Here is a 17,936-nt window from a genome sequence, read left to right as displayed (position 1 = left end):
ACTGACGGGGGCGGAGCCTTTGCGCTCCGGATCAGGTGCTGATCGGGTCGAGGTACACCTCGATCGATGCACGGGTGCCGCCCTCGGGGCGGTCGTGCCAGGTGAGGGTGCCGCCCAGCTGCCCCTGCACCAGGGTCTGGGCGATGTTCGTGCCCAGCCCGCTCGGCTTGGACGATCCCATGCCGACGCCGTCGTCCTCGATGTCGATGACCAGGTGCGAACCGGTGCGGGCACTGCGCACGGTGAGCGTTCCGCCGGTCTCCGAGAGCCCGTGCTCGACGGCGTTGGTCGCCAGCTCCGTCACCACCAGGGCCAGGGGCGTAGCCTCCTCCGCGCGGATGGAGCCTGCCCGTCCGATCTTCTCCGTGCGCACCTCCACCTGGGAATCGGTCAGGCGCGGGGTGCCCGCGCGATGCACCGAGGCGCTGGCCGCGTCCACGGCCAGGCGCAGGCAGCGGTCGATCACCTCGTCGAAGTACACGGCCTCCTGGGAGCCCTGCAGCAGAGCCTCGTGGACCAGGGCGATGGTGGACACGCGACGCATCGCCTCGGTGAGCGCCTCGCGGGCCTCATCGCTCTTCATCCGCCGGGACTGCAGGCGCAGCAGGGCCGCGACCGTCTGCAGGTTGTTCTTCACCCGATGGTGCACCTCACGGATGGTGGCGTCCTTGGTGATCAGCTCGCGTTCCCGCCGCCTCAGCTCGGTCACGTCCCGCACCAGGATCACCGCACCGATCCGCCGGCCGTTCTCGGTCAACGGCACGGCCCGCAGCGACAAGGTGCCTCCCCTGGCCTGCATGTCGGAGCGCCAGGCGGCCCGACCCATCAGCACCAGCGGCAAGGACTCGTCCACCGGGACACGGCTCTGCAGCACCCCGGTGGAGAGCTCCGCCAGCGTGGTGCCGGCCATGTCCCCCTCGATGCCGAAGCGGTGGAACGCCGACAGGGCGTTGGGCGAGGCCCACTGCACGACTCCCTGGTCGTCGAGCTCCACCACGCCGTCGCCCCCGCGCGGTGCACCGCGCCGCGGCGGGATCGGTGCGCCCTCGATGGGGAACGCGCCCTGTTCGCGCATGCGCAGCAGGCGCATGCCCAGCTGCTCCTGCTTCACCCCGCTGTCCGACGGGGCACCGTTCTGCGCCGGGGACTCCACGGCGAGCGCCGCCAGCGTGATGCCGTTCTTGCGCACCGGTACCACGAGACCGCGGGCCTCGCGCCCCTCTCGGCGGATGCTGTGCGCCGTGCGGGTTGGCTCTGCTCCCCCGAGCAGCTGCGAGATCTCCGGCGCCTCGCCCTTCTCCAGCACGATGCCGACGGGGTCCTCGTAGTAGACGGTGGAACCGGTGGCCGGGCGGCAGTGCGCCACCGCCATCGGCTTCCCCTCGCGCTGGACCCACAGCACCAGATCGGCCCGCAGCAGGTCCGAGACGAGGTTCCAGTCCCCGACCAAGTGCTGGAGCCACTCAGCCCCCTTCTCGGTGAACCCGGCGGAGTCGGCGACGTACTTGGAGAGGCTGGCCATGGATCAAGGATAGGGGCGCAGGCCCGGGCCCCTGTCCGGGCTGGCATAGGCTGAGCGGGTATCCCCTCGGAAGGAAGACGATGAGAGTCCACGAGACGCTGACCCTGCCCCTGTCCGCTAACGAGGCCGCCGCGATGTATGCCGATCCGGCCTATGCGGAGATCCGCCGGGACGCACTCGGCGCCAACGACGCCACCTCCTCCGTGGACGGCGATCCCGCCGGCGCGTTCACCGTGCGCACCGAGCTGGTGCTGCCCACGGATCGAGTCCCGGAGGTGGCGCGTCGTTTCGTCGGCTCCCGCCTCACCGTGCACGAAGAGCAGAGCTGGTCGGCTCCGGCCGGGGACGGCTCCCGCACCGGCCGCAACCGCCTCGAGGTGGCCGGCATGCCTGCGGGCATCGAGGCGGCCGTCAAGCTGATCCCTGCCGGGGACGATTCCTGCACCCTGGACATCGACGGGGACCTGACGGCCAAGGTGCCGCTGATCGGCGGGCGGCTGGAGAAGGCGGCACTGCCGTACATCTCCTCGATGCTGGAGGTCGAGCAGAAGGCGGCAGCGACCTACCGGGAGCGGCGGGTCTGAGAGGTCACGCCCCGGGGCGGTCCACGTGCACCAGCGCCCCGGGCCCCTCGGAGGAGTCGAACCACAGCAGTGCGGGATCGGTGTCGTCCTGCTCCGCGGTCCGGGCATCCTGCTCGGTCACGTGGAAGCTCGCGATGATTGCGCGGGCACCGGTGCGCAGCCGCACCCCGTAGGCACCCCCGCTCGCAGTGTGGGGCTCGACGGCCTGATCGGTGACATCCGCCGCGATCACCAGTGCGCGTGAGGCGGGTGCCGACGCCTGCAACGCGACGTGGACGGCGTCCTGGATCGCGTCGTACTCGAGGTCCTCGATGTCCTGGCCGGGGCGGTCGGAGCGGGCCTCCGCGGTGACCGCCCAGGCCTCACGCCCGGCGGGCAGGTCGATCTCGCGGCGGGCGGCGAGCAGGGCGGGCCGGTCCTCCGGCGCCAGAGGCAGGTAGATGCGCATGGCGCGATTCTCCCATCACTCGATCGTCGGGGCCTGCAGCAGTGCGGACTGCACGGCGATGTCACGGATGCCACGGCGCAGCGCCGAGCGCGGTGCGGCCTCGGCCAGCAGCGCCCCGTCCCAGGATGCCGAGCGGCATGTGGTGGTCTCCTCGGGCAGCAGGTGGAGGGCCGCCACGGGGATGCGTGAGGCGATGAGATCCCGCACCCGATCTCCGGGAACGGGGGCCCCGACCCGGTTGACGATCACGTGGAGTTCGGTGACGTCCAGTTCCTGGAGCCTCTCGTGGTCGCGCAGAAGTCTCGTGATGCTCACAGGATCCGCGGTGACCACCGCGACCACCGCGTCTGCCCGCTGCAGGGCGGAGATCGCGGCGGCGTTGCGCTGGGGCGCCACGGTGTCGTAGCTGAGGTCCTCGTCCTCCTCGAGCACAGCGGCCACGTCGACCACCACCGTGCTCCCGCGCCGCAGCAGCGCATCCCACACACCGTCCAGGCCACCGCGGCTCAGCTCCGGCCAGCGGGCAGGCACCCCGATGCCGCTGAGGAACCGCAGCCGCGGCTGGACCAACGGCAGCAGGGACTCGAGCGTGCTCTCGTCGAGGGTGTCGCGATCGTGGGCGCGGCACGCCGCGACGATGCCGGGGGTCTCGTCGAGCACTCCCAGCTGCTGGGAGAGGCTCGGCCCGTAGGTGTCGGCATCCACCAGGATCACCTCCTGCCCTGCAGCGGCGGCCTCGGAGGCGAGGTTGACCGCCATCGTTGAGCGTCCTGGCGCGCCCCCGGGACCCCAGACCGCCACCAGGCGACCTGCTGCCGCGTCCGCGGCCGCGGCGGGCTCGTCCGGCTGCGGGTCGCCGTCCTCCGGGCCATTCACCGCCTCCTCGATGATGGCCAGGATGTGCTCCACCGGCACGGAGGCATCGATCACATGGCGCAGGCCCAGCCCGGTGCGGTCAGTCGCATCCGGTCCGCGCAGACCCACCACGGCGGCTCCGCGCAGCAGATCAGCCAGCGGGTCCCTGCCCAGCCCCCGCACGGACAGATCGATGAGAACCACGTCGCCGACGCCGGCGGCGACCACCGCGAGGGTCTCGGCCAGGTCGGCGCCGCGACGCACCACTCGAGCACGGTGCTCGGCGTCGTGAGCGAGGTCGTGCACGATCCTCACCTCATCGCTGCCCGAGGCGCACAGGACGACGTCGATCACGGCGCGATCCCGTGGGTGCCCGGAACACCGATCACGTCCAGGCGCTCACCCCGGGCGAGGACCTCCAGCAGCGGCCCGACCTGGTCCTTGGGGACCAGGACCTCGACCGCCATCGATCGCATCCCCAGGGAGCTGCCCTCGTCGACGCGGCGCACCACCGCATCGGAGACCAGCAGTTCGGCGCCCTGGCCGGAGGCGTCCTGCACGTCCGAGGGGCGCGTGTGCCAGAGCTCGACCTCAGCTCCGGGCACCACGGATTCGGCCACGGTGGCGTCGACGGGGATCACCACGGGACGCAGCGGGACATCGGCACCCTGGCCGAGCGCCGAGACGGGGAGCAGCTCCCCCGCCTGGATCGTGCGGGTGGCGACCGCACCCTCGGGGACCGCATCGACGGAGCCGACGTACATCGCCTCCTGCTCGCCCAACCTCAGTTCCACAGTGGTGAGCTGATCCGGGTCGATCTCCTCCCCGGGGACGATGGTGCCGCGTGCGACCAGGACCGGTGTGGTCGCCGAGAGCCGCGAGACCAGCAGCGCACCCATCAGCACGCTGGCCACCACCAGGACGATCCCGATGATCAGGCGCGGGTCCTTCCATCGCGGTCGGCGCAGCCTCATGACCGGGGCGGTCACCCCCATGGCATCCTCCTGTCGATCGGAGCGGACTCCTCACCGGCGCCCGACCCATCGGTGGAGCGGACGGTCGGGACCTGCGGGGAGAGTACGTCAGCGATGACGGCGACCGGCAGGCGGCGGCTCCCACTGTGGACAAAGGTTCACTGGGTAGGCTGGAGGGCCTGTTCATCCACAGCTGAACGCCACTGTCCACAACGGCGCAGACAACCGATCCAGGAATATGACAGCCTTCCCCCTGTCGTGCCGTCTCCACCGGGAGGAATCACCGATGCAGCCTCGCTTCGTGCCGCTGTCTGATGTCGCCGAGATGCTCTCGATCTCCGCCTCCCAGGCGTACGCCCTGGTGAGGTCCGGTGAGCTGCGCGCCATCAAGGTGGGCGGCCGAGGGCAGTGGCGTGTGGAGATGACCGAGCTCGAGTCGTACATCGAACGCAGCTACGCCGCCACGGAGAACCATCTGGAGGAGGAGCGGGCCAGGGAGCGACACAGCCAGCTCTGACCCCCGCCTCACCCGATTCGCATCACCGTGAGTGCGTCGATAACCACGGTCACACGTCCGGATCCCGGGACCGCACTGGACTCTCCGGTCGGGATCGTCTGCAGGTCGAACGCATCTGCACCCACGGCGGAGATCCTTCCCACCAGCGTTCCCGCGGCCGTCTCCGCTCTCACCGTGGCGCGGTCGCGGGCGATGCGCCGCAGCAGCGCCCCCAGGGGCAGTTCCCGGACGGCTTCCGTCCTTCCTGGTCGCGCCCTGCCGGGCAGTCCCTCCACCAGTGCGATCCGGCGCACGGGCACCAGCAGCATCCCGGCCCTTGACGCCTCCCGCAGGACGACCCATCCATCCCCCACCAGCTCCACCGCACCGCGCACTAGCGTGCTCGTCCCCAGGTGGAGGGTGAGCACAGCTCCGTCGGAGCCGCGCAGGCGGTCGTACAGCGTCAGCTGAGCGCGCTCGGCCCGGGTGAGGTCCTCGGAGACGGCGCGCATCTCCTGGCGCTCATGGTGGGCGAACTGCCCCTCCAGGTCATCGAAGATTCGCTCGAAGCGCATACTGCCCACTGTAGGGTCCCCGCCGCGACGCACCTGACGGCACTTTCGTACCACCGGCGACGTGAGACCGGCACCTTCGTGCCACAAGCGCATGCGATCCGTTGTCCACATGGCACCTATGGCCCATTGTGCGCTGGCCCACATCTCCTTATCTTGCTGTCTATCGGCTCGACCAACACCAAACTGCATCAAACGACACGATCGATTCCGACTCGCGGCGGGGGTGTTCGCCTCCACCGCGGATCGGAAGGGGACAGGGGAACCATGGGCACCGCAGCACCACCTCGACACCGACCGCCGGATCCGACACCGCGCACCGGTTCCGTACCGGTGGCCTCACAACGGCCGCTGGACACAGCCGAGGCCATGCCCCGCCCGGCCTCGGCAGTGACTGCGGTGGTGCTGTCGGCTGCCGGACTCGCCGTGCTCTCGGTGCTCGCACGCGGTCTGCTCCCCCAGGCGCTCGAGGGCCACGCCGAGGCCGCCCTGCTGGCCTGGGTGCTGATCGCACTCGCCTCCGTGGGCGTCGTGCTGTGCGCCTACCTCGTGGTGGTGTGGACCCTGGTGGCAGCAGCCCTCGTCCTCGGACCTGCTTCCCGGTCCGGCCGCGCACTGGTGGCCGCACTGCGTGTGATCGCTCCACGTGTCGCTCGGCGGCTCACGATCGGCGCTGCGATCGCCGGCGCGACCTCCGGGCTCATCCTGGGCCCAGCCACAGCGGTCTCCCTCGACGACCAGTTTGTCCATGCCTCGCTCTCCGGTACGACCTCCCACTCCCTGGGCATCGATCCCCCGGCCCCAGCATCGGTCGAGACGGACCGCGCGGCTGCCGAGCACTCATCACGCGAGCGGGGAGCCGCCCTCGCGACGCTCGGCTCCACAGCCCCAGCAGCACCGGTTCCGCTGGAGTCCCCGGACCACTCCCCGCATTCCGCGGCCGAGGATCCCGGTGAGCTCCCGCCCCTGGGCTGGGGGCAGCAGGACCCGCAGGGGGGCGGCTCCCCCGGTGCCGATGCACCGAGTGCCCAGCCTCCCGTGGCTCAGCACGATGCCCCCGCCGAGGGGAGCCGACCATCAAAGACGCCCACGGGCACCGTCATCACCGTTGTCGTCCAGCCGGGCGACACCCTGTGGAGCATCACCGATCAGCTGCTCGGACCGGACCCTGATCCGGCCGTCGAGATCGCGGGCGCTTGGCCAGCGATCTACGACGCCAATCGTGACCGGATCGGCCCGGACCCGGACCATCTCGTGCCCGGCCAGGAGCTCCTCATCCCCGCACATCTCACCGTCCAGGAGAAGCCATGACCACCACCGATCAGCGTCCGGCCACCGTCGCCACGGAGCAGCAGATCCCGCTGAGCGATCCGCGCACGGCAGAGAGGATGGTCGCTCCCGTGGCACGGTGTGCGGTGGAGATCATCCGTGACATGCGGCCGGAGAACGCGTTGGCTCGGATCGTCACCCCTGAGGTGGCAACGATGCTCTCCCGCAGGGCCGCTCTGACCCGTCGGCTCCGCGCGACCACCGGCTACGTCCCCGCGCAGCGGATCGCAGTCAGCGGGGTGCGCACCTGCGTGGTGAACGAGCGCACCGTCGAGGCCAGCTGCGTGCTGCGCGACCCGGACCGTTCGCGCTTCCTCGCGATGCGGTGGGAGCTGCGGCACAGCGGCTGGCGGGTGACCGTGCTCGAGGTGGGCTGACGCACACCCCGGGCAGGCTGCACCCTTAGCCCGCACCCGTGGGCGAGCTGCACCCTTAGCCCACACCCGTGGGCGAGCTGCTGCCTGGAGCCGGTCGTCAGCAGCGGCGCTGGTCAGGATCGCGTACCGCGGTCCTCACGGCCGGGCTTGTCTCGGTCCCTGCGAGCACCGTCCTGCTCACCCTTGGCCACCGTTCGCTTGCGCTGGCGGGCAAGCTTGCGCCGCTGAGCGCGCGAGAGCGAGGACTCGTCCTGCACACCGGTGCCCTCGGCCGAGGTGTAGCGCAGCTCGCGAGCGCTGGGGCCGTCGTCCAAGCCCTTGGCGTGCAGTACGACCCGCTCTTCCTCCTTCACGGATACGGAAGCCTCCTCGACGTCGTCCTCGGACGAGGCTCCACTCGGTGCGGAGCTCTTCGATTCCTGTGCCTCGGTCGCATCCTCCGGGGAGTCGAGGACTCCTGAGGTCCCGCCGGGCTCCCCGGCATCCACGTCCGCGCCCGGGGTCTCCGACTCTCCCCTGGCTCCCTCGTCCGTGCTGTCGTCGCCGGGCTCTGCTGCGCTCGCCCCGGTGGGAGCCCCGGACGTGGCTGCGAGAGCCCCGCTCATCGCCGAGGTGGACTTCAGCAGGTCGCTGACCGCCTTGGGCACGACCGGCTCGGCCTTGGTGACCTGGACCTCCAGGTTGTACACGTAGCCGACCGTGTCCTCCTTGATGCCCGCGACCATGTCGTTGAACATCAGGTGGCCCTCGCGCTCGTACTCCACCAGCGGGTCGCGCTGGGCCATCGCCCGCAGGCCGATGCCCTCCTTGAGGTAGTCCATCTCGTAGAGGTGCTCGCGCCAGCGACGGTCCATCACCGACAGCAGCACGCGGCGCTGCAACTGGTGCAGGCCGGCCTCGCCCAGCTCCTCACGACGGGCCTCGTAGGCCAGGCGCGCATCGGCCAGGATCTCCTCCTTGAGCAGATCGGCCCCGAGGTTCTCCTTGCCGCCGACATCCTCGATGAGCTCCTCGGCGGTGATCGACACTGGGTAGGCGGGCCGCAGTGCGCCCCACAGCTCATCCAGGTCGAAGTCCTCGGGGTTGCGCCCCTTGGTGTGAGCATCCACGATGCCGCCGAGCACCTCCTGGATGAACCGCTCGATGTGCTCGTCGAGGTCCTCGCCCTCGAGGATCCGAGCCCGCTCGCCGTACAGCTTCTTGCGCTGCTTGGTGAGCACGTCGTCGTACTTCAGCACGTTCTTGCGGATCTCCGCGTTGCGGGACTCGATCGAGTTCTGTGCCCGCTCGATGGCCCCGGAGACCAGGCGCCCCGACATGGGCACGGACTCGTCCACCCCACCCCTGGCCAGCAGCGACTCCGCTGCACCGGCGTTGAACAGGCGCATCAGATCGTCCTGGAGCGACAGGTAGAAGCGGGACTCGCCCGGGTCGCCCTGTCGGCCGGAGCGGCCGCGCAGCTGATTGTCGATGCGACGGGACTCGTGCCGCTCGGTGCCCAGTACGTACAGGCCGCCGAGCTCGACCACCTCGTCGTGCTGCTCGGCCACGGACTCCTTGGCACGCTCCAGTGCGTCATCCCAGGCGGCCTCGTAGCCCTCCGGGTCCTCCTCCGCGTCCAGGCCCTGGTCGGCCAGTGCCGCGTGGGCCATGAACTCGACGTTCCCGCCCAGCATGATGTCGGTGCCGCGACCTGCCATGTTGGTGGCCACCGTGACCGCGCCCTTGGCGCCGGCCATCGCGATGATCGCGGCCTCCTTGGCGTGGTTCTTGGCGTTGAGCACCTCGTGGGCGACGCCCTGCTTGGTCAGCAGGGTGGAGAGGTACTCGGACTTCTCCACGCTGGTGGTGCCCACCAGCACCGGCTGACCGCGGTCGTGCCGTTCCACGATGTCCTCGACGACGGCGTCGAACTTGCCCTTCTCAGTGCGGTAGATCCGGTCGGGCTGGTCCTCGCGCAGCATCGGCTTGTGGGTGGGGATCGGCACCACCCCGAGCTTGTAGGTGTTCATGAACTCGGCGGCCTCGGTCTCGGCCGTGCCGGTCATGCCGGAGAGCTTGTCGTAGAGCTTGAAGTAGTTCTGCAGGGTGATGGTGGCCAGGGTCTGGTTCTCGGCCTTGATCTTCACCCCTTCCTTCGCCTCGATGGCCTGGTGCATGCCCTCGTTGTAGCGACGACCGGCCAGGATGCGACCGGTGTGCTCGTCGACGATCAGCACCTCGCCGTTGAGGATCACGTAGTCCTTGTCCCGCTTGAACAGCTCCTTCGCCTTGATGGCGTTGTTGAGGAACCCGATCAGCGGGGTGTTCAGCGACTCGTAGAGGTTCTCGATGCCCAGATGGTCCTCGACCGCATCGATCCCAGACTCGAGGACACCGACGGTGCGCTTCTTCTCATCGACCTCGTAGTCGCGGTCACGGCGCAGCACCGTGGCCACCTTCGCGAACTCGCTGTACCACTTGTTGACGTCACCGGAGGCGGGCCCGGAGATGATCAGCGGGGTGCGGGCCTCGTCGATCAGGATCGAGTCGACCTCGTCCACGATCGCGAAGGAGTGGCCGCGCTGCACCCGGTCCTCGGGCGCGAGCGCCATGTTGTCGCGCAGGTAGTCGAAGCCGAACTCGTTGTTGGTGCCGTAGGTGATGTCGGCGGCGTACTGCTCGCGGCGCTCGGCGGGGGTCATCCCGGACTTGATCACCCCGGTGGTCAGGCCCAGTGCGCGGAACACGCGACCCATCAGGTCGGACTGGTAGGTGGCAAGGTAGTCGTTGACCGTGACGATGTGCACGCCCTTGCCGGCCAGCGCGTTGAGGTACGCGGGCAGCGTGGCAACCAGGGTCTTGCCCTCACCGGTCTTCATCTCAGCGATGCGGCCGCGGTGCAGCGCCGCACCGCCCATGATCTGAACGTCGTAGGGGCGCTGGCCGAGAGTGCGGCTGGCCGCCTCGCGCACGGCCGCGAAAGCCTCCACCAGGATGTCGTCGAGGGTCTCGCCGTCCTCGAGGCGCTCCCGGAAGTGCTCCGTCTCCTCCCGCAGCTCCTCGGCGGTCAAGTCGGCGAAGACGTCCCCCGCCTCCCCCACCTTGCGTGCGATGGTCTCGAGCCGTCGAAGCTCACGTCCTTCGCCCGCACGCAGGATCTTGTCGAAGAGGTTGACCACTCGTGCTCCCGTAGATGTCTGGAATCGTCCTGGCGGACCGGTCGTGCCTGCCCCATCGTAAGCGTCACCCCGCAAGGCACGTGACGGGGCGAGCGGATCCTCACTCCGGAACCGGTACCGAACTCGTTCCGAGCGCAGCCAAGAGCGCGTCCGACAGCTTCCCGGTGCCCGCCCCGGTGCGCACCTCGATGCGTCGCAGCCCCCGCCAGCGAGCGGCCCGGTGCAGCTCGGGCACCAGCGCGCTCATCACCGCCTCGTCCGCGGGCCGGTTCCGCTCCGGCAGCAGCGGCAGCGGCTCCCGGTACGTGCCGCGCACCTCCAGCACGCCCCGTCCTCGATCGGCCTTGAGGTCGACGCGGGCGGGGAACGTGTCGCCCTTCAGGAACAGCAGGGAGTAGTAGCCGGTGGTGCGGCGGGCCGCGGGCGTGTAGATGCCGATGCGGTAGTCGACGTCGAACAGCGCCTTCAGCCGCGGCCTGTGGAACACGACCGGATCGAAGGGGCTCACCAGGGCTGCGGCGCGCACCGGCACCGGCCGTGGCGCATCCCGGTGCAGGAGCATCGGCAGCGCGCCCGCAGGATGGGAGACCTCGACCTCCGTGAGCACCCCGGTGCGCAGCAGCTCGGCGACGACCGGGCGCACCTCGCCCACGCCGAGGCGGAAGTAGTCGGCGAGGGCACCGGTGTCGGCGATGCCCAGCGAACGGGCCGCCAGGGCGACCAGGGTGCGCACGTCGTCGGCATCGTCCCGCCCGCCCTCGGGGTCGATGGCGGTGCTCGGGGGTCGCTGCGCGGGGAGGTAGAGGCGCTCGAACTGGGGCGTGCGGCCCACGCAGTCCAGCCGGCCCGAGCGGAACAGGTATTCCACGGCCCATTGGCTGCTGGTGCGGCGCCAGCCCCAGCCCTCGCCGCGGTGCTCGTCACCGAGCTGGCGGGAGACGGCGGAAGCGCTGATCGGCCCGTGCTCCTCGATGGTCGCAAGGATGCTCTCCAGCAGGTGAGGGGACTCCTGGGCGGCGCGCCGCACCGCACCCCAGTCGCGATCGGCCGCTCGTCGGCGCCGGAAGTCCAACAGGGAGTGCACCTGCTCGGTGACGAAGGCTGCTTCGTGCGCGAGCGCCTCGTGGACCAGGCGCGAGGGACCCGGGCGTGAGGCACGGTCCAGGACGCGCTCGTCCCATGCTCCGGCGCGGGTGAACACGGGCATGTGGTGGGCCCGGGCGAAGACGCTCACCGAGTCGATCTGCAGCAGGTGGGTGTGGGCGAGGGTACGGGCCAGCGCTGCGCGGCTGGCACGCCGCGAGGGCATGGACTCATGACGGGCTCGACCGATCCCCTGGGCTCGAAGCGCGATGCGACGCGCCTGCGTCCAGGTGATCCTCGTGCTCGTCATCGTCTCCGGGTCCCGTCCCTGGTTCTGCGCCTGGTTCCGTCGTGTCCTCCCACGCGGAGGAGCCCGCGTGCGTGCGAAGGCGGGAGGGCGGTGGTGCCGCCCTCCCGCCCCTCAGCGGCTGCCGACCATCAGCCGGCAACCGCCTCCTGCTGCGGATCCAGCTCGATCACGCCGTAGCTCCAGCCCTTGCGGCGGTAGACCACCTTCGGGTTCCCGGACTCCTCGTCGATGAACAGGAAGAAGTCGTGGCCCACCAGCTCCATGCGGTACAGGGCATCGTCGATGGACATCGGCTCGGCGGGGGGCTTCTTCTCGCGGATCACGATGGGGCTGTCCCCGTCCGCGTCCAGCTCAGCCGCCTCGGAGGCCAGCGCCTCCTGGCCGGCGGGGGCGGCATCCTCCCGCAGAGCGGCGGGCAGCTCGGCGTCCGGCACCATCGTGCGCAGGGACTCCCCGGAGGCCTGGTGGGCGCGGTCGCGGCCGCGGTGGCGGTCCTTGCGCCGGTCCCGTGCGCGGCGCAGCCGCTCCAGGAGCTTCCCGTAGGCCACGTCGAGGGCCCCGTAGAGATCATCGGCCCGGGCCTCGGACCTGATCACAGCGCCCTTGTCGTGGACGGTGAGCTCCACGCGATCGCTGAGCTCGGCCTGCCTGGGGTTCTTCTCCTGCGAGATCTCGACGTCCACCCGCAGCGCGGTGGGCGCCAGCTGAGTGACCTTGTCGAGCTTGTCGGTGAGATGACGGCGGAATCGGTCCGGGACGTCCATGTGGCGTCCTACGACGTTGATCTCCATGAAGTACTCCTCCTAGCGGTGGTGCGGCCGTTCTGAGCCCGGCCGCGATGGCTCCTCGGCTGGGTTCCGCACCTCCTCTCGAAGGGGACTCGCTGCGATGTCGAGTGGTCCAAGCATGCCATGTTTCCCTTCGGTTTTCCTGGTCGATCGTCCTGCATGGATCAGCCCGGACGATCGGTGGACCGGCGCGCCACCGGGGTGACCCGGAGCTCCACCGGCACCGGATCCCCGGGCACGCGGGCCGAGGCCACCACGACCGCGCCGATCACGGGGATCCCCGCTGCGGTGAGGGTCTCGTGCATGGCGCGCAGCGTGGATCCGGTGGTGACCACGTCATCGACGATCACGCAGCCGGGCCCTCCCCGAAGTGCCGCCGCCGGGAGCGGGCCTGCCAGGCGGATGCGGCGAGTGCGCCGCATCCGCGCCCCCTTGCCCTCCTGCCCGGTGGTAGGGGCGGCACGCAGCAGCAGCGGCCTGCCGATCCCCGAGCGCGCCAGGGAGCGGACCAGTTCTGCGGTGTGGTCCTCCCCGCGGCGCAGCCGCGCCCGCAGACGGGAGGGGACCGGGACCAGGAAGGGGACCCGCGACCCGCCAGCTGCTTCCCCGGTGCCCGCCAGCAGCCTCACTGCTGGTTCGAGACCGGCCGCGATCGGGGCTCCCAGATGGAGCATGCCACCGTTCTTCCAAGCCAGTACCAGGCGCTGCAGATCCCCGGTGTACTCGCCGAGCGCGAGCACGGGCAGCAGGGGGTGGTGGTCGACCCCGGCGGGCAACAGCCGGGACCGCTCCCTGACCCGGGCTGCGCTCAGGTGCTGCAGCGCATCGCAGCAGGACTCCACCCGCACCGGTGGCCCCTGCAGCAGGGCGCGGCAGTCCCGGCACAGCCAGCTGCCCTCGCTGCCGCAGGGGCATACGCGCGGCACCAGCAGTGAGCACGTCTGCGCGGCGACCTCGCCCACTGCCCGCGCCACGGCGATCCCCGCCCCCCGGTGCCGACTCCGCGCGTGTCCCATGCCCCCATCCCACCTCGATCGCGATGCTCACGGGCGGGATCGAGCCACGCTGGGGACAAGGGCATCGTGGGGAGGGACCTCACCTGAGCTCGGCCGTCGGTGGTGCGCCGGGGAGGGACCTCTCAGTAGAAGGCGGGGTCCCGGGCCGGCAGATCGACGCTCGCCCAGCGGTCCCCCGTGCTGCGCATCAGCGCACCGTCCTCGGTGGCGGCCCACACGGACTCCGCGATCACGCTGCCGGCCAGGCGCACCGTTCCCTGTCGCGGCGGCGGGAGCAGCTCGTGCCCTGTCGCGAGGTCGGTGACCTGAGCCCGGAGCTCCTCACTGATGGGGTCCGTGCCGAGCACGGTCAGGGCGATCTCGTCGTACCAGCCCACCTGCACCATGTCGACCAGCCCGGTGCGCACCACCACCGGCTCCGACACGGAGACCGGAACCCCGGCCTCGTCGCGCTGCACCGCGCACAGATCCAGTCGGGTCCCTGCCTCATCGGCGGAGAGCACGGCCAGGCGGGTGGCGTCGGCGGCGATGTCCAGCCCCAGCACCTCTCGTCCTCGCAGCCAGGCGGCATCGACCTTGACGTCGTGCTCGGCCCCCTGGGCGGACATCGCCAGCAGCACTCCCGTGCCGGACTGGACCGAGGCCCAGACGTACCCGGCGTCATCGGGTCGCGGATCGGCGTAGGCCGCACCGGCAGCGGCCTGCCTCACCGGTACCGAGCCATCGGTCGAGGCCATCAGCACGCTGCTGCGGTCCTGTGACAGTGCGCAGGCCAGCACGCCGTCCTGGCTGATCGCCGGTGCGGAGAGGACGGTCTCGGCGAGGTCCGGGACCAGCTGGGACATCTGATCGCTCCCCCCGGCGTCGGCGAGCGAGACCACTCCGGTGGGTCCTGCCCCGATCGGGCGATGCCCCGGCAGAGGCCGGGAGAGGGAGCGGTCCACCTGCGCGGTCAGATCGGTGCCGTCCCAGAGCAGACGGACCTCCGCCAGCGCCCGCAGGGACCGCAGGGATGCCTCCAGCTGCGCGAGGGCGTGCCCGCGCGGCACGCTGGCCAGACGCCGGACGGCCTCGGGTATGGTCACCTCGGCCACGCCGTCAGCTCCCGTCGTCACCATCACCGCCTCCATGTCGGCGCCGGACGGCACCAGAGTGCGCACGGCCGACTCCAGCGGCTCCACGGGCCCGGCGCGGAGGCCTTCGAGAACCGCCGGAACAGCCCGGTGGGAGGAGTACCAGCGCAGATCAGGGACCAGGTGCAGGGATCGGGGATCCAGGAAGTAGAGCCGTGCAGGGGTGAACAGCGCCTCGAACGCGGCCCCCGAGAGGTGGATGCCGGGTGGCGGATCGGCGATCCGCCACTGCCCGTCAACGGACTCGACGTGGACCGTGATCTCCTGGGCGGTGGGACCGGCCAGGACGCTGCGCACGCCCTGCGCATCCACCAGCATCACGGCCTGCAGCGCGAGGGAGACGGTGTCCTCGTCCAGCTGCTCCACCCGCAGCTCGTCGCTGCTGGAGTAGACGGTCACGCCGGCTCCCGGATCCCACGCGGCGCTGGCGTCGGGGGTGAGGTACTCCCTAGCCACGGCGTAGTCGTCCTCGGTGCCCACGCCGGCCTGCACGAACCCGGTGAGGACCTGCTGGGGAGTGGCGTCCTCGGGGGGTGGCAGCGCCCTCACGTAGGGGGCGCCCGGCCGGGAACGGCCCGAGAGGGGGCGACTGTCGATGGGGGACTCGGTGGGGATGCGCGCGCAGGCGCTCCCGGTGCCGAGCAGCGCGGCGGCACCGGCGAGGCGCAGCAGCTCCCGGCGGCTCGCGGTCATCGCGCCTCCTCCTCCCAGCTCGAGTCCAGGTCCGGCAGCATGTCCGGACTGATCTGGATCTCACCGGTGGCGGCGGGCAGCGGGTCCCCTCCCACGCGGTCGAAGGAGCGCTCAAGCCGCAGTGGGGAGCGGGTGATCGCGCCACCGGGTCGACGCGGCAGCGTGAGGCGGAAGACGGCTCCCTCGCCCAGCTGTCCCCAAGCCTGCAGCCAGCCGTCGTGCAGGTGCGCGTCCTCCACCGAGATCGACAGGCCCAGGCCGGTCCCTCCCAGGGTGCGGGCACGGGAGGGGTCGGCCCGCCAGAACCTGTCGAAGACGCGGCGGGCATCCTCCGGGGAGATGCCCCGCCCGTGGTCCTGGACCACCACGGCCACCGAGTCCTCGTCCGATCCCGTCTGCACCAGCACCGGATGCCCCGCCCCGTGCTCGATCGCATTGGTCAGCAGGTTCCGCAGGATCCGGTCCACCCGCCGGGCATCGACCACGGCGCGCATCCCGTGCCCGGCAGGTCGCACGTCCAGCAGGCATCCGCGGGCTGCAGCGAGGGGACGCACGTCGTCCACTGCGCGCATCACCAGCTCGTCCAGGTCCTCGCGGTTCGCCTCGAGCACGGCCGCCCCGGCATCGAACCGGGAGATCTCCAGCAGCTCGGTGAGCAGCAGCTCGAAGCGGGTGACCTGCGTCGAGAGCAGCTCGACCGTGCGGTGCAGACCCTCCGGCAGCGATTCCCGCTGGTCGTCGAGCACGGAGGACGCCATGCGGATCGTGGTCAGCGGGGTGCGCAGCTCGTGCGAGACGTCGGCCACGAAGCGCTGCTGGACCCGGGAGAGCTCGGTGAGGTCCTCGACCTTCTGCTCCAGGCTCCGAGCCATGTCGTTGAACGACTCCCCCACCCGGGCCAGCTCATCGGCCCCGGAGACCTCGACGCGGCTGGTGAGGTCTCCGGCGGCCAGGCGCTCGGCCGCCCGTGCCGCTTTCTTCAAAGGGGTGGTGACCAGCTGTGCCACCACCACGGCGATGCCCACCACGAGGGCGAGCAGCACGGCGCCGCCGCCCAGCACCACGCGCTGCACGAAGGCGAGGGTCTGCTGTTCGTCCTGCAGGGAGTACACCAGGTACAGGTCGTAGGAGCCGCTCCCGGCCACCGCCACGCGAGTGCCCACCAGCAGAGCGGGCTCGACCTCCTCGGTGGGGCCCGACAGCGCGATGGACGTCCACACCAGCGAGTCGGGCTGCGCGGCGACTGCTCGCGCGAACTCGGGATCCACGACCTCGGACAGCGAACGGTCCGAGTACACCGACCACACCATGCCGGTGGTCTCCACCGGGACCAGTGCCGCCTCCCGGCGGGATGCGCCGTTCTGGCCCCGCACTTCCTGCACGAAGGCGGTGGCCGCGTCCTGCTGCTGAGTTCCGGTGGCACCGGTGAGCTGATCCAGGTCCGAGACCAGCGCATCACGGATGTCCTGGGACTCCTCCAGCACCCGGTCCCGACGCTGCTCGTACAGGCCGTCGGCGATCACGGACGACAGGTACGCGCCCACCGTCAGGATGGACACGCTCGCCAGCAGAGTGGTCACCACCACCACGCGCAGGGCGAGCGGCCAGTGCCCCGGAAGGATGCGATGAAGGGCGGCGCCGGGCCCGCTCTCGCCGCGGCCCGGGGCGGTCACGGCTGCGTGGGCCGGCTCAGGACGGCCCACCTGCCCGGTAGCCCACCCCGCGCACGGTCACCACGATCCGGGGGTTCTCCGGATCGTGCTCGATCTTGGAGCGCAGGCGCTGCACGTGGACGTTAACCAGGCGGGTGTCGGCACTGTGCCGGTAACCCCACACCTCCCGCAGCAGCACGTCCCGGGTGAACACCTGCCAAGGCTTGCGGGCCAGCTGGGTGAGCAGGTCGAACTCGAGGGGGGTGAGGGAGATGGGCTCACCCCCGCGGAACACCTCGTGCCCGTCCACGTCGATCTCGAGGTCACCGATGGTGAGCTTCTCCGTGGTGGGGACCTCGGAGCGCCGCACGCGCGCCTTGATCCTCGCCACCAGCTCCTCCGGCTCGAAGGGCTTGGTGAGGTAGTCGTCCGCCCCGGCCTCGAGCCCCTCGACCACGTCGGCGGTGTCGGTGCGGGCGGTGAGCATGATGATCGGCACCCCGCTCCCGGCGCGCAGCCTGCGGCACACCTCGATGCCGTCCATCCCCGGCAGCATCAGGTCCAGCAGGACCACGTCGGGCCGCACGCGCGCGAACGCCTCCAGTGCGGAGGCGCCGTCGGGGAAGGTGATCACCTCGTACCCCTTGCCGCGCAGAACGATCCCGACCATTTCGGCGATCGCCTGATCGTCATCGACCACGAGGATCCGTGAAGGCGTCGTCATGGGGTCATTGTGCCACCCAGCAGCGGGACCGGGATGGACCCACGACACGAGGTCATCGACGTTCGTCGGATCGGGCCGGGCACGCGGAGTGCGTAGCGTGGGCACCCAGCATCACAGCACCACAGCAACACAGCACCACCAGCATCAGCACGAGCAGGACCACCACGGCAGGCTCCCCGCTTCATCCCGGGCAGCACCCGATGGGGTCCAGGACGAAGG

16 protein-coding genes are annotated in these 17,936 nt (G+C 70.8%); 4 read left to right on the top strand and 12 right to left on the bottom strand.

Annotated features, from left to right (window positions below; translation table 11 throughout):
• Positions 1-31 precede the first annotated feature (31 nt).
• Complete coding sequence (locus IOE58_RS01740) at positions 32-1,522, bottom strand: sensor histidine kinase (RefSeq protein ID WP_193864707.1); 1,491 nt, start codon at positions 1,520-1,522, stop codon at positions 32-34.
• An 80-nt stretch (positions 1,523-1,602) separates the two neighbouring features.
• Between IOE58_RS01740 and IOE58_RS01735 the strand changes: the two genes are divergently transcribed.
• Positions 1,603-2,106, top strand: coding sequence for a DUF2505 domain-containing protein (locus tag IOE58_RS01735; RefSeq protein ID WP_193864706.1), 504 nt, complete (start codon positions 1,603-1,605; stop codon positions 2,104-2,106).
• Positions 2,107-2,110: 4 nt separating this feature from the next.
• Here the strand turns inward: IOE58_RS01735 and IOE58_RS01730 are convergent, their stop codons facing one another.
• Genes IOE58_RS01730 through IOE58_RS01720 form a run of 3 tightly spaced genes read right to left on the bottom strand, consistent with a single transcriptional unit; the run spans position 2,111 to position 4,404 of the window.
• Complete coding sequence (locus IOE58_RS01730) at positions 2,111-2,554, bottom strand: DUF6912 family protein (protein WP_193864705.1); 444 nt, start codon at positions 2,552-2,554, stop codon at positions 2,111-2,113.
• A 15-nt stretch (positions 2,555-2,569) separates the two neighbouring features.
• Positions 2,570-3,763, bottom strand: coding sequence for a P-loop NTPase (locus tag IOE58_RS01725; RefSeq protein ID WP_193864704.1), 1,194 nt, complete (start codon positions 3,761-3,763; stop codon positions 2,570-2,572).
• Positions 3,760-4,404: an SAF domain-containing protein gene (locus IOE58_RS01720; protein ID WP_193864703.1), complete on the bottom strand. Its 645-nt coding sequence runs from the start codon at positions 4,402-4,404 to the stop codon at positions 3,760-3,762. Before IOE58_RS01720 ends, IOE58_RS01725 begins: the two co-directional genes overlap by 4 nt.
• 265 nt (positions 4,405-4,669) lie before the next feature.
• Between IOE58_RS01720 and IOE58_RS01715 the strand changes: the two genes are divergently transcribed.
• Positions 4,670-4,900, top strand: coding sequence for a helix-turn-helix domain-containing protein (locus tag IOE58_RS01715; RefSeq protein ID WP_193864702.1), 231 nt, complete (start codon positions 4,670-4,672; stop codon positions 4,898-4,900).
• A gap of 8 nt (positions 4,901-4,908) precedes the next feature.
• On the opposite strand, the gene IOE58_RS01710 is transcribed toward IOE58_RS01715, so the two are convergent.
• Positions 4,909-5,454 carry a hypothetical protein gene (locus tag IOE58_RS01710; RefSeq protein ID WP_193864701.1) on the bottom strand — a complete coding sequence of 182 codons (546 nt, stop codon included), beginning with the start codon at positions 5,452-5,454 and terminating at the stop codon, positions 4,909-4,911.
• Positions 5,455-5,820: 366 nt separating this feature from the next.
• On the opposite strand from IOE58_RS01710, the gene IOE58_RS01705 reads away from it, so the two are divergent.
• Together IOE58_RS01705 and IOE58_RS01700 are read left to right on the top strand one after the other, a co-directional pair.
• A complete protein-coding gene (locus tag IOE58_RS01705) occupies positions 5,821-6,762 on the top strand; it encodes a LysM peptidoglycan-binding domain-containing protein (RefSeq protein WP_193864700.1) in 942 nt (313 codons plus the stop codon).
• Positions 6,759-7,157 (top strand): Rv3235 family protein, encoded by a 399-nt coding sequence (locus tag IOE58_RS01700; RefSeq protein ID WP_193864699.1) that lies wholly within the window; start codon positions 6,759-6,761, stop codon positions 7,155-7,157. Before IOE58_RS01705 ends, IOE58_RS01700 begins: the two co-directional genes overlap by 4 nt.
• A 113-nt stretch (positions 7,158-7,270) precedes the next feature.
• Here IOE58_RS01700 and secA read toward each other — a convergent pair whose 3' ends face one another.
• From secA to mtrA, 7 genes are all read right to left on the bottom strand, one after another.
• Entirely contained in the window at positions 7,271-10,318 is a 3,048-nt protein-coding gene (gene secA, locus IOE58_RS01695; RefSeq protein WP_193864698.1) for a preprotein translocase subunit SecA, read from the bottom strand.
• Positions 10,319-10,418: 100 nt separating this feature from the next.
• Positions 10,419-11,711, bottom strand: a complete 1,293-nt coding sequence (locus IOE58_RS01690) for a winged helix-turn-helix domain-containing protein (protein ID WP_193864697.1) — start codon at positions 11,709-11,711, stop codon at positions 10,419-10,421.
• A gap of 128 nt (positions 11,712-11,839) precedes the next feature.
• On the bottom strand, positions 11,840-12,502 hold the full coding sequence (gene hpf / locus IOE58_RS01685) for a ribosome hibernation-promoting factor, HPF/YfiA family (protein WP_193864696.1): 663 nt from the start codon (positions 12,500-12,502) through the stop codon (positions 11,840-11,842).
• Positions 12,503-12,663: 161 nt separating this feature from the next.
• Complete coding sequence (locus IOE58_RS01680) at positions 12,664-13,515, bottom strand: ComF family protein (protein WP_193864695.1); 852 nt, start codon at positions 13,513-13,515, stop codon at positions 12,664-12,666.
• Positions 13,516-13,637: 122 nt separating this feature from the next.
• Positions 13,638-15,341: an LpqB family beta-propeller domain-containing protein gene (locus tag IOE58_RS01675; RefSeq protein ID WP_193864694.1), complete on the bottom strand. Its 1,704-nt coding sequence runs from the start codon at positions 15,339-15,341 to the stop codon at positions 13,638-13,640.
• Complete coding sequence (mtrB, locus tag IOE58_RS01670) at positions 15,338-17,014, bottom strand: MtrAB system histidine kinase MtrB (RefSeq protein WP_193864693.1); 1,677 nt, start codon at positions 17,012-17,014, stop codon at positions 15,338-15,340. The genes IOE58_RS01675 and mtrB overlap by 4 nt, the downstream gene beginning before the upstream one ends.
• A gap of 16 nt (positions 17,015-17,030) precedes the next feature.
• Positions 17,031-17,717 carry an MtrAB system response regulator MtrA gene (gene mtrA, locus IOE58_RS01665; protein WP_193864692.1) on the bottom strand — a complete coding sequence of 229 codons (687 nt, stop codon included), beginning with the start codon at positions 17,715-17,717 and terminating at the stop codon, positions 17,031-17,033.
• Positions 17,718-17,936: the final 219 nt, after the last annotated feature.

Source organism: Brachybacterium epidermidis (assembly GCF_015209585.1).
In the GTDB taxonomy this organism is placed as follows: Bacteria; Actinomycetota; Actinomycetes; order Actinomycetales; family Dermabacteraceae; genus Brachybacterium; species Brachybacterium epidermidis.
The sequence above is the reverse complement of the archived record's forward strand: the minus strand, read 5'-3'. Positions and strand labels throughout refer to the sequence as shown.